This window comes from Ornithinimicrobium ciconiae (genome assembly GCF_007197575.1).
GTDB lineage: Bacteria > Actinomycetota > Actinomycetes > Actinomycetales > Dermatophilaceae > Ornithinicoccus > Ornithinicoccus ciconiae.
Genome location: NZ_CP041616.1, coordinates 1,807,731 through 1,819,901, shown reverse-complemented (window position 1 = coordinate 1,819,901; position 12,171 = coordinate 1,807,731). Strand labels below are relative to the sequence as shown.

At 61.7% G+C, this 12,171-nt stretch carries 4 protein-coding genes and 3 rRNA genes; 1 reads left to right on the top strand and 6 read right to left on the bottom strand.

Annotated elements, in window-relative coordinates; translation table 11 throughout:
• Positions 1–9 precede the first annotated feature (9 nt).
• Positions 10–762 carry an alpha/beta fold hydrolase gene (locus FNH13_RS08240; protein ID WP_228266655.1) on the top strand — a complete coding sequence of 251 codons (753 nt, stop codon included), beginning with the start codon at positions 10–12 and terminating at the stop codon, positions 760–762.
• A gap of 48 nt (positions 763–810) precedes the next feature.
• Here FNH13_RS08240 and FNH13_RS08235 read toward each other — a convergent pair whose 3' ends face one another.
• The 6 genes from FNH13_RS08235 to FNH13_RS08210 all read right to left on the bottom strand — a co-directional run bounded on the left by FNH13_RS08235 (position 811) and on the right by FNH13_RS08210 (position 12,168).
• Complete coding sequence (locus tag FNH13_RS08235; RefSeq protein ID WP_143783006.1) at positions 811–1,296, bottom strand: hypothetical protein; 486 nt, start codon at positions 1,294–1,296, stop codon at positions 811–813.
• Positions 1,297–1,398: 102 nt separating this feature from the next.
• Positions 1,399–4,968 (bottom strand): DNA polymerase III subunit alpha, encoded by a 3,570-nt coding sequence (gene dnaE, locus FNH13_RS08230; RefSeq protein WP_143783005.1) that lies wholly within the window; start codon positions 4,966–4,968, stop codon positions 1,399–1,401.
• Between the two features lie 304 nt (positions 4,969–5,272).
• Positions 5,273–5,389 (bottom strand): 5S ribosomal RNA (gene rrf, locus FNH13_RS08225).
• 150 nt (positions 5,390–5,539) lie between these two features.
• Positions 5,540–8,674: ribosomal RNA gene (locus FNH13_RS08220) — 23S ribosomal RNA — on the bottom strand.
• 392 nt (positions 8,675–9,066) lie between these two features.
• A 16S ribosomal RNA gene (locus tag FNH13_RS08215) occupies positions 9,067–10,587 on the bottom strand.
• The 16S, 23S and 5S rRNA genes sit together here, the layout of an rRNA operon.
• Positions 10,588–11,262: 675 nt before the next feature.
• A complete protein-coding gene (locus FNH13_RS08210) occupies positions 11,263–12,168 on the bottom strand; it encodes an META domain-containing protein (RefSeq protein WP_143783004.1) in 906 nt (301 codons plus the stop codon).
• Between the last annotated feature and the right edge of the window lie 3 nt (positions 12,169–12,171).

The following is a 12,171-nucleotide window of genomic DNA, read 5'->3' as shown; positions in this document are numbered from 1 at the left end:
GGTGCAGGGGTGAGTGAGTCCGCGATCGCGCCCCGCCTCGTGCTGGTCCACGGCACCCGCATGGACGCCTCCGAGTGGCAGGCCTATCCAGCGATGCTGCCGGAGGCTGAGATCGTCGCGGTTGACCTGCCAGGTCATGGCTCACGACTCGCGGAGGAGTTCACCGGCGAGGCGGCGGTGCAGACCATCCGGCTGGCCGTTGACGGCGCGCGCCCCGGTCAGCCGGTCATCCTGGCCGGTCACAGCCTGGGCGGCTACCTGGCGATGCTGTATGCCGACCGGCACCCGGGCACCCTCCGCGCTCTGGTCCTCATCGGGGCAAGCGCGGAGCCCGTGGGTGCGCTGGCAGGGGTCTACCGTCGGTTCGCCGACCTGCTCCCCCTCGTGGGTGCCGAACGGATGGCGCGGGCCTCCAACGCGGTGATGCGGCGGTTGGGAGCCGGTGAGCAGTCACTGCCCGGAGCCGAGAGTTATGCGTCTCTGCCCGCCGCCTGGCAGGTCGTCTTTGACGAGTGCCGCGCCAGCCTGCTGGAGCAGGTGGAGTGCCCGGTCTTCCTGGTCAACGGCCAGTTCGACCAGATGCGGATCCACGCACGGCGTTATGCCGAGGCCGGGGAGGACACTCACGTCATCACGGTGCCGCGGGCCACTCACCTGCTGCCTATCACGCACCCGGACCACGTGGCCGAGGTGCTGCGCGAGGCCCTGGCGAGCGGGGCCTCTCGAGGCGCGCCAGGGGCTCGGTTGACGGGACTCACGTGACGAAGCTCACCTGACTGGAGTCACCTGACGGGACTCACGTGACGAGGTTCAGAGCGTGACGCCCACCGCGGTCAGCAGCTCGCGCATCGCAGCACCGAAGTCGCGCTGCTGGCCGATCTCGCGGCCCATCATGGACTGCAGGCCTCCGTGATAGGTGCCGTCAACCTTGCCCGGGGTGCCGATGAACAGGTTGCGGCCGGCCATCAGTGACTGCGTGGTCGCGTCGGCCTCGGTCGCCTGCCGGGACTGCTGCAGCTCCTGGATCTGCTCGGGGCTGAAGGGGCCGCCCTTGGCGCTGCCGACTCCGGCGACGATGTGCTTCGTGCCGTCGGCCTCAAGGGTCACATGGCCCACGGTCGAGTTGGCCTTGGCCGAGACCTGGTCGGCAGGCGCGTCAAAGAAGACGCCGTCCTGCCCCGTCAGCCACACGCGTCCCGGCAGAACGCCGAGGATGGCCGGTTCAGACTTCGAGGTCAGCAGCTTCGGGAAGCGGTAGACACCCATCAGGATGGGCGCGTTCTGTCCGGTAGTCATGCTCCGACGTTAACAACCGGCACCCGCCGACGCCGAACCTTCGGCCGACGCGCAACCTGCTCGACGGCCCCTCACCGAGGACGGGGGGCTGCCCTCAGACGGTCAGCTGCCGACCGCGGCCGGCCCGAGCAGGGCCTTGATGTCGCCGAAGAACTCCGGTGAGGCCGTCACGCGCAGCGTCGGATCGAGGCGCAGCAGCACCTGGCGCCCGGGCTGGGTGAGTTTGACGTGCACCTCGGTCGATCCGGGGTGATCGGCCAGCACCTTGCGCAGGTTGTGGGCCAGCCCGTCGGTGGCGCGGGTCAGCGGGAGGGTGACCAGCACGGGCCCCCGCGGTCCCTCCTTGATCTCCGGCAGGGTGAGCTCCTGGGCCAGGATCTCTGTGGTGTCCTCGCTGCGTTTGAAACGGCCCCGGATCACCGCCACCGTGTCCGGCGCCAGCATCGTCGAGACGGTCATATAGGACTTGGGGAAGAAGACGCACTCGATCGAGCCGACCAGGTCCTCGAGCATCACCCGGGCATAGGGATCGCCGTTCTTGGTGCGTTTGAGCTGCACAGACGTCATCAGGCCGGCGACGGTGACGAACTCCCCGTCCTGCGGGCCGTCCTCACTGACAATGGCACCGATCGTGGCGCTGGCATTGGCGGTCAGGATGTGCTCGATGCCGTTGAGCGGGTGGTCGGAGACATACAGGCCGAGATACTCCCGCTCGAAGGCCAGCTTGATCTGCTTCTCCCACTCGATGTCCGGCACCGGTGGAAGCGTGACGATCTGGACGTCGGCCTCCTCACCGCCGAAGCCACCGAATAGGCTGTCCTGGCCGATCGCCTCCTGCTTCTTCTCCTCTGCGAGTGCGTCGACATAGCGCTCGTGGACGGTGACCAGACCCTGTCGCGGGTGGTTGAGCTCGTCGAAGGCGCCGCCCTTGATCAACGACTCGATGGTGCGCTTGTGGCAGACCACCGCCGGGCACTTGCGCAGGAAGTCCTCGAAGGAGGTGAACTTACCCTTCGCCTCACGGGTGGCGACGATGCCGTCGACGACGTTGGTGCCGACATTGCGGATCGCGGCCAGCCCGAAGCGGATGTCCTTGCCGACGGCGGCGAAGTTGGCGATCGACTCGTTGACATCCGGCGGCAGCACCGCGATGCCCATCCGTCGGCACTCGTTGAGATAGAGGGCTGTCTTGTCCTTGTCGTCGCGGACGCTGGTGAGCAGCGCAGCCATGTACTCGGCCGGGTAGTTGGCCTTGAGGTAGGCGGTCCAGTAGGAGATGACGCCGTAGGCCGCGGTGTGCGCCTTGTTGAAGGCGTAGTCGGAGAACGGCACGAGCACACCCCACAGCGCCGCCACCGATGCCTCGTTGTAGCCGTTGGCCTTCATCCCGTCCGAGAAGGGGATGTACTCGGCGTCGAGGACCTCCTTCTTCTTCTTGCCCATCGCGCGTCGCAGCAAGTCCGCATTGCCCAGCGTGTAGCCCGCAAGCTTCTGGGCGATCTCCATGACCTGCTCCTGGTAGATGCACAGCCCGTAAGTTGTGCCCAGGATCGGCTCCAGGGCCTCCACCATCTCGGGCTGGAGTTTGCCCTTCAACTGCGGGTCGAGTGGGACGACCTCCTGCTTGTTGTTCTTGCGCAGGGCAAAGTTTGTGTGCGCGTTGACGCCCATCGGGCCGGGGCGATAGAGCGCGAGGGCCGCGGAGATGTCCTCGAAGTTGTCGGGCTGCATCAGCCGCAGCAACTGGCGCATGCCGGAGCCGTCCAGCTGGAAGACCCCGAGGGTGTCACCACGACCGAGCAGCTCGTAGGCCTTGGGGTCGGTCATGTCCTTGGACAGGACGTCCAGGTCGAGATCCTCGCCTCGGTTGAGCTTGACGTTGGCAATCGCGTCATCCAGGACCGTCAGGTTGCGCAGACCCAGGAAGTCCATCTTGACCAGCCCGAGGCGCTCACACGTGGGGTAGTCGAACTGGGTGATGACCTGGCCGTCCTGCTCGCGGCGCATGATCGGGATCACGTCGAGGAGCGGCTCGCTGGACATGATGACGCCGGCCGCGTGCACACCCCACTGGCGCTTGAGCCCCTCCAGACCCGAGGCGGTGTCGAAGACCTGCTGAGCCTCCGGGTCGTTCACCAGCAGCTCGCGGAACTCGCCGGCCTCGGCATACCGCGGGTGATCCTTGTCGTGGATGCCGGACAGCGGGATGTCCTTGCCCATCACGGCTGGTGGCATCGCCTTGGTGAGCTTCTCCCCCATCGCGAACGGGAAGCCCATCACGCGGGCCGCGTCCTTGAGCGCTGCCTTGGCCTTGAGCGTGCCGTAGGTGGCAATCATCGCGACCCGGTCGTCGCCGTACTTGTCGGTGACGTACTGGATGACCTCAGAGCGGCGCCGGTCATCGAAGTCGACATCGAAGTCGGGCATCGACATGCGCTCCGGGTTGAGGAAGCGCTCGAAGATCAGGCCGTGAGGAATCGGGTCAAGGTCGGTGATCCCCATCGCGTAGGCGCACATGGACCCCGCACCGGAGCCACGCCCTGGCCCGACCCGGATCTTTTGGCTCTTGGCCCAGTTGATGAAGTCGGCGACCACGAGGAAGTAGCCGGGGTAACCCTTGCCGAGGATGACCTCCGTCTCATACTGCGCCTGCTTGCGGGCGTAGTCCGGCACGCCCTCGGGGAAGCGGCGCAGCAGGCCCGCCTCAACCTCCTTGACGAACCACGACGTCTCGTTCTCGCCCTCCGGGACGGGGAAGCGGGGCATGAAGCGCCCCTCCCCCTCCGTGAAGGAGACCTCGCAGCGCTCGGCGATCAGCAGCGTGTTGTCGCAGGCTTCTGGCAGCTCGCGCCAGACCTCGCGCATCTCCTGGGCGGACTTGAGGTAGTAGCCGTCACCGTCGAACTTGAAACGGGTCGGGTCCTGCAGCGTGGCCGCGGTCTGGATGCACAGGAGCGCGCTGTGGCTCTGGGCGTCCTCCTTGCGGGTGTAGTGCAGGTCATTGGTGGCTACTAGGGGCAGGTCGAGGTCCTTGGCCAGCTTGAGGAGGTCCTGGCGGGTGCGGCGCTCGATGTCGATGCCGTGGTCCATCAACTCCAGGAAATAGTTTTCCTTGCCGAAGATGTCCTGCATGTCGGCGGCGTACTGGCGCGCCTCGGCATACTGACCAAAACGCAACCGCACCTGCACCTCACCCGAGGGGCAGCCCGTGGTGGCGATGATGCCCTGCCCGTAGGTCTCCAGGAGCTCGCGGTCCATGCGCGGCTTGAAGTAGTAGCCCTCCAGGGACGCCAGTGACGCCATCCGAAAGAGGTTGTTGAGACCGTTGTTGTTGCGCGCCCACATCGTCATGTGGGTGTAGGCGCCCGACCCCGAGACGTCATCGCGCCCACCGTCGCCGTACTTGACCCGCGATCGGTCTGTCCGGTGGGTCCCCGGGGTGACATAGGCCTCCAGGCCGATGATCGGCTTCACACCGGCCTTCTGCCCCGCACTCCAGAACTCGTGAGCACCGAAGATGTAGCCATGGTCGGTGGTCGCGATCGCCGGCATCTCCAGCTCAGCGGCACGCTCGAACATGTCCTTGATCCGGGCAGCACCATCGAGCATGGAGTACTCGGTGTGGTTGTGCAGGTGGACGAAGTTGCTGGCGGAGGCGGCTGAGGTGGACATCGAGTTGATTCTAGGTCGCCCCACCGACAGTCCCTACCCGGCTCCCCGACCCCAGCCCACTGCGCGCTGGCCACCAGCACAAACGCTCCCGGAGGTCGTCGCGACGAGCCCGAACGCCACGACGGAACTCCATTGACGAGCGCCCACGAGCCCCTCCCGTCCGCCGCCCTGAGAGAGCTGCGCGTGACCCAGGGACGGTCACGGACGGTCATCTCGACACACGCTTCCCAGGGCATGCCAAAGAGCCCCAGGGCATGCCAAAGGGCCCCTGACCATGGCGGTCAGGGGCCCTTTGTGAATGTTTGTCCGGCGGTGTCCTACTCTCCCACACCGTCACCAGTGCAGTACCATCGGCGCTGAGAGGCTTAGCTTCCGGGTTCGGTATGTTTCCGGGCGTTTCCCTCTCGCTATGGCCGCCGTAACTCTATGGAGATATCAGTTATCCCAACGTGGTTGTGCGTGTTGGTTTCCCTTCGGGGTCTTCGCCGTTCCACACGTGGTGTGTGTGGTGTGGTGGTGTCCCGGGGTGTTTGTATCTCGGGAGCTACACAGTGGACGCGTAACATCTTTGTTGTTTAAGTTATCGGCTTATTAGTACCGGTCAGCTCCGCACATTGCTGTGCTTCCACGTCCGGCCTATCAACCCAGTAGTCTAGCTGGGAGCCTCTCGCGACTAAGTCGCGTGGAGACCTCATCTTGGAGTGTGCTTCCCGCTTAGATGCTTTCAGCGGTTATCACGTCCGAACGTAGCTAATCAGCGGTGCCCTTGGCAGGACAACTGACACACCAGTGGTTCGTCCATCCCGGTCCTCTCGTACTAGGGACAGCTCTCCTCAAGTTTCCTACGCGCGCAGCGGATAGGGACCGAACTGTCTCACGACGTTCTAAACCCAGCTCGCGTACCGCTTTAATGGGCGAACAGCCCAACCCTTGGGACCGACTCCAGCCCCAGGATGCGACGAGCCGACATCGAGGTGCCAAACCATGCCGTCGATATGAGCTCTTGGGCAGGATCAGCCTGTTATCCCCGGGGTACCTTTTATCCGTTGAGCGACGGCGCTTCCACAAGCCACCGTCGGGTCACTAGTCCCGACTTTCGTCTCTGCTCGACATGTCTGTCTCACAGTCAAGCTCCCTTGTGCACTTACACTCGAAACCTGATTGCCAACCAGGCTGAGGGAACCTTTGGGCGCCTCCGTTACTCTTTAGGAGGCAACCGCCCCAGTTAAACTACCCACCAGGCAATGTCCCTGATCCGGATCACGGACCGAGGTTAGATATCCAGAACGACCAGAGTGGTATTTCAACGTTGACTCCACGAACACTGGCGTGCCCGCTTCATAGTCTCCCACCTATCCTACACAAGCCGTACCGAACACCAATACCAAGCTATAGTAAAGGTCCCGGGGTCTTTCCGTCCTGCTGCGCGTAACGAGCATCTTTACTCGTAATGCAATTTCGCCGAGTTCATGGTTGAGACAGTCGAGAAGTCGTTACGCCATTCGTGCAGGTCGGAACTTACCCGACAAGGAATTTCGCTACCTTAGGATGGTTATAGTTACCACCGCCGTTTACTGGGGCTTAAGTTCAGAGCTTCGCCTTACGGCTAACCCGTCCCCTTAACCTTCCAGCACCGGGCAGGCGTCAGTCCGTATACATCGTCTTGCGACTTCGCACGGACCTGTGTTTTTAGTAAACAGTCGCTTCTCGCTGGTCTCTGCGGCCGTCCCGGCTTCCACACCGCGAGGGTGTGTGACCGGTCGGGCCCCCCTTCTCCCGAAGTTACGGGGGCATTTTGCCGAGTTCCTTAACCATGATTCACTCGATCGCCTTGGTATTCTCTACCTAACCACCTGAGTCGGTTTGGGGTACGGGCGGCTCGAACCTCGCTAGGAACTTTTCTAGGCAGCATAGGATCACCCTCTTCCCGCATACGCGGTCACTATCAAGCCTGGGGCATCAGGGTGCGGATTTACCTACACCCCGCCTTACACTCTTAGACGTGGACAACCATCGCCACGCGGAGGCTACCTTCCTGCGTCCTTCCATCGCTTACCTACTACAGTCTTGGGTCCCGCGTTCCACACACCCACTCATCACACCCGAAGGTGATCAAAGCGATTGGTGCGCTTCAGGCAGTTAGCATCAACTGATTCGGTATTGGGCGGTTCTTCGCCGGTTCCGGAATATTAACCGGATGTCCATCGACTACGCCTGTCGGCCTCGCCTTAGGTCCCGACTTACCCAGGGCAGATTAGCTTGACCCTGGAACCCTTGGTTATTCGGCGGAGGAGTTTCTCACTCCTCTTTCGCTACTCATGCCTGCATTCTCACTCGTGTGGCATCCACGGCTGGATCACTCCGCCGCTTCACTCGCCACACGACGCTCCCCTACCCATCAACACGCCTGGACACCACCCCCAAAGGGATGATGCCGAGCAAAATGTTAATGCCACAGCTTCGGTGGTGTGCTTGAGCCCCGCTACATTGTCGGCGCGGAATCACTTGACCAGTGAGCTATTACGCACTCTTTAAAGGGTGGCTGCTTCTAAGCCAACCTCCTGGTTGTCACAGCAACTCCACATCCTTTCCCACTTAGCACACGCTTTGGGACCTTAGCTGGTGATCTGGGCTGTTTCCCTCTCGACTACGAAGCTTATCCCCCGCAGTCTCACTGCCACGCTCTCACTTACCGGCATTCGGAGTTTGGCTGACGTCAGTAACCTGGTGAGGCCCATCAGCCATCCAGTAGCTCTACCTCCGGTAAGAAACACGTGACGCTGCACCTAAATGCATTTCGGGGAGAACCAGCTATCACGGAGTTTGATTGGCCTTTCACCCCTACCCACAGCTCATCCCCTCAGTTTTCAACCTAAGTGGGTTCGGTCCTCCACGCCGTCTTACCGGCGCTTCAACCTGGCCATGGGTAGATCACTCCGCTTCGGGTCTAGACCCAGCGACTATGATCGCCCTATTCGGACTCGCTTTCGCTACGGCTTCCCCACACGGGTTAACCTCGCCACTGAGCACTAACTCGCAGGCTCATTCTTCAAAAGGCACGCCGTCACCCCACAAAGAGGCTCCGACGGATTGTATGCACACGGTTTCAGGATCTATTTCACTCCCCTCCCGGGGTACTTTTCACCTTTCCCTCACGGTACTTGTCCGCTATCGGTCACCAGGGAATATTTAGGCTTAGCAGGTGGTCCTGCCAGATTCGTACGGGATTTCTCGGGCCCCGTACTACTTGGGAAACAACACCTGGAGTCCTCATCGTTTCGGCTACGGGGGTCTCACCCACTATGCCAGGCCCTTCCAAGCCTTTCGCCTACAACAAGAATTTCTTACTCCAGTCCAGGATGGTAGCCCTGAAACGGCCGCTCCCACGACCCCGAACGTGCAACGCCTACCAGCTATCACACACGCCCGGTTTAGCCTGATCCGCTTTCGCTCGCCACTACTCACGGAATCACATGTTGTTTTCTCTTCCTGTGGGTACTGAGATGTTTCACTTCCCCACGTTCCCTCCAACCACCCTATATATTCAGGTGGCAGTGACTGGCGATGAAGCCAGCCGGGTTTCCCCATTCGGAAATCCTCGGATCAATGTCTGGTTATCGACTCCCCGAGGCTTATCGCAGATTCCTACGTCCTTCTTCGGTTCCTGGTACCAAGGCATCCACCATGTGCACTTAAAAACTTAAAGCCACAAAGATGCTCGCGTCCACTGTGTAGTTCTCAACATACAAACAGGCCAACCCCAGCCACTGCCCCCACCAGCCCACAGTCACCTGCGGCGGTCTGGGAACGACCAGGGCCCTGCACAACCAGAGCAACCAGAACCCAACCCCACCATCACAGCAAGGGTTGGGGCCCGATCCCTCAGGACCCAACAACGTGTCACACCCACCCGCAAGCAACCCCAACCAGTTCTGTTCCACACCCCACAAGGGAGTCGTACTAAAAACAGTCAGGAACCCACGAACAGGCCCATAATCGATGTTCCACCCGAAGCTAGCCTCCACGAAACACTCGTTCGTGCAAAGACCAGACCAACCCACCCCACCCAAAAGGTGGAAGCGGGTAAGTGCTCCTTAGAAAGGAGGTGATCCAGCCGCACCTTCCGGTACGGCTACCTTGTTACGACTTAGTCCCAATCACCAGTCCCACCTTCGACGGCTCCCTCCCACAAGGGGTTGGGCCACCGGCTTCGGGTGTTACCGACTTTCGTGACTTGACGGGCGGTGTGTACAAGGCCCGGGAACGTATTCACCGCAGCGTTGCTGATCTGCGATTACTAGCGACTCCGACTTCATGGGGTCGAGTTGCAGACCCCAATCCGAACTGAGACCGGTTTTTTGGGATTCGCTCCACCTCGCGGTTTCGCAGCCCTTTGTACCGGCCATTGTAGCATGCGTGAAGCCCAAGACGTAAGGGGCATGATGATTTGACGTCATCCCCACCTTCCTCCGAGTTGACCCCGGCAGTCTCCTATGAGTCCCCACCATCACGTGCTGGCAACATAGAACGAGGGTTGCGCTCGTTGCGGGACTTAACCCAACATCTCACGACACGAGCTGACGACAACCATGCACCACCTGTATACCGACCTTGCGGGGCACCCATCTCTGAATGTTTCCGGTATATGTCAAGCCTTGGTAAGGTTCTTCGCGTTGCATCGAATTAATCCGCATGCTCCGCCGCTTGTGCGGGCCCCCGTCAATTCCTTTGAGTTTTAGCCTTGCGGCCGTACTCCCCAGGCGGGGCGCTTAATGCGTTAGCTGCGGCACGGAACTCGTGGAATGAGCCCCACACCTAGCGCCCAACGTTTACGGCATGGACTACCAGGGTATCTAATCCTGTTCGCTACCCATGCTTTCGCTTCTCAGCGTCAGTTATGGCCCAGAGACCTGCCTTCGCCATCGGTGTTCCTCCTGATATCTGCGCATTCCACCGCTACACCAGGAATTCCAGTCTCCCCTACCATACTCTAGTCTGCCCGTACCCACTGCAGACCCGGAGTTAAGCCCCGGGCTTTCACAGCAGACGCGACAAACCGCCTACAAGCTCTTTACGCCCAATAATTCCGGACAACGCTCGCACCCTACGTATTACCGCGGCTGCTGGCACGTAGTTAGCCGGTGCTTCTTCTGTAGGTACCGTCACAAAAGCTTCGTCCCTACTGAAAGAGGTTTACAACCCGAAGGCCGTCATCCCTCACGCGGCGTCGCTGCATCAGGCTTTCGCCCATTGTGCAATATTCCCCACTGCTGCCTCCCGTAGGAGTCTGGGCCGTGTCTCAGTCCCAGTGTGGCCGGTCGCCCTCTCAGGCCGGCTACCCGTCGTCGCCTTGGTAGGCCATTACCCCACCAACAAGCTGATAGGCCGCGAGTCCATCCCCCACCGAAAAACTTTCCACCCCCAACCATGCGGAAGGAGGTCATATCCAGTATTAGCACCGGTTTCCCGGAGTTATCCCAGAGTGAAGGGCAGGTTACTCACGTGTTACTCACCCGTTCGCCACTAATCCACCCAGCAAGCTGGGCTTCATCGTTCGACTTGCATGTGTTAAGCACGCCGCCAGCGTTCGTCCTGAGCCAGGATCAAACTCTCCGTTAAAATCAAACACCCAACCACACCCCCCACACCCAAAAGGCACAAGGAACACAGCCAGGCAAACTTTGACCCAAAGAAGGGCACAATCACTAGCAGACAGAAACGAGTCAACTGACTCAATCCATCAATTCAAAGAAATCCTTGCCACCAGAACACAACACACACCCACAAAAGAGCGCACACCATGCCCCAGGACAGGGTTAAAATTGGCATCGATTACTGACACGCTGTTGAGTTCTCAAGAATCGGACACACACCACCCACCACACAAACCAACCAGTCTGCAAGGCGTTTGGGGCAACCTGACTACTGTAACTGAGCCTGTCTCGCTTGTCCAAATCGGCTCTCCCCGTGTGTGGGGGGCCTTGGCCAGGTCCTTCGACTCAGTGTTGCCGCGCAGCTGGGCTGCAGCGGCGAGTTGTTACTCTAGCACCACTCCCGGGCAGTGACCAACTCCGGGTGAACGGTGGCCCAAGTCCAGGTCATCTGTGCAGGTAGGCCGCCTGGGAGCCGGTCTTCGGGAGGCTTCAGCGGACCTCCGCGCCGTGACCCAGTTCGGTTCCGCTCCTCGGCTCAGTTCGCCTCCGCTCCTCGGCTCAGTTCGCCTCCGCTCCTCGGCTCAGTTCGCCTCCGCTCCTCGGCTCAGCTCCTCGGCTCAGTTCACCTCCGCTCCGTGGATCAGTTCGTCTCCGCGCCGGCACCGTTCTCGACGGTGAAGCCCAGGGCCGTGCCGTCGGGGGCGATCAGCTTCAGACTGGCCTCCTCGATCTCCACGGTGAGGTCCTCCTGGTTGAGCACTGCGGTCATGACGCGCTCCACCTCCATCGCCGTGTCCCCGCACGCCATCAGCGTCTGGCTCAGCGGGCCGAGAGCAAGGTGGTCCCCGTCCAGGGTGTAGGAGCCTCCCCCGGTGTTGCACCCGGTGTCCAGCTGCACGTCACCGTCGGCGAACGTCACGGAGGCGTTCTCCATCCCCGCGATGCTGGTGGTGGCGGTGTCGGTGTAGGAAGTGGTCAGCACCCAGGTCGGCCCCTCCAGGCCAAGATCGGGCGATGCCACCTGACGGTCGGTGAGCTCTAGCTCGACGCCATCCGCACTGAGGACGAAGCCGTCTGCACTGTGCGTGAGCTCGGGGCCGGACTGGAGAAACCCGATCAGCCACTCGTCCTGGTCCATCAGCTCGGAGGCGCAGGCCATCTCGGTCTGGGCGAGCTCGGCGGCCTGCAGGGTGCCCTGCTCCACGGCATACGCGCCGAAGAGGGTGTTGCACCCGGCCTGGACGCTCACCTGGCCGGCGTCAAAGGTCATCCGCACCGCCGATCCCTCAACCAGCTCGCGTCCCGTGATGTTGGTGGACACGAACGTCCGAGTGTCCAGCTCGGAGCCCCCAGTCGGGGCTGCGGTGTCGGTCGTCCCGGCGTCATCCGCTCGGTCATCGCTCGGTGGGATCCCGATTCCGGCGGGCCCGTCGGTGACAGAGCAGGCGCTCAGGGCCAGCATCATCAGGACCGCGATGGTGGTCCCCGGCCAGCGCGAGGTGCGGTGCCGCTGGTGCGGCGAGATCAGCCCTGCAGTGACCTTCATGGC

Bases quoted from the DNA above. Each gene is read 5' to 3' on its own strand.
- dnaE (WP_143783005.1), bottom strand. From the start codon at position 4,968: ATGTCCACCTCAGCCGCCTCCGCCAGCAACTTCGTCCACCTGCACAAC.
- FNH13_RS08210 (WP_143783004.1), bottom strand. From the start codon at position 12,168: ATGAAGGTCACTGCAGGGCTGATCTCGCCGCACCAGCGGCACCGCACC.
- FNH13_RS08235 (WP_143783006.1), bottom strand. From the start codon at position 1,296: ATGACTACCGGACAGAACGCGCCCATCCTGATGGGTGTCTACCGCTTC.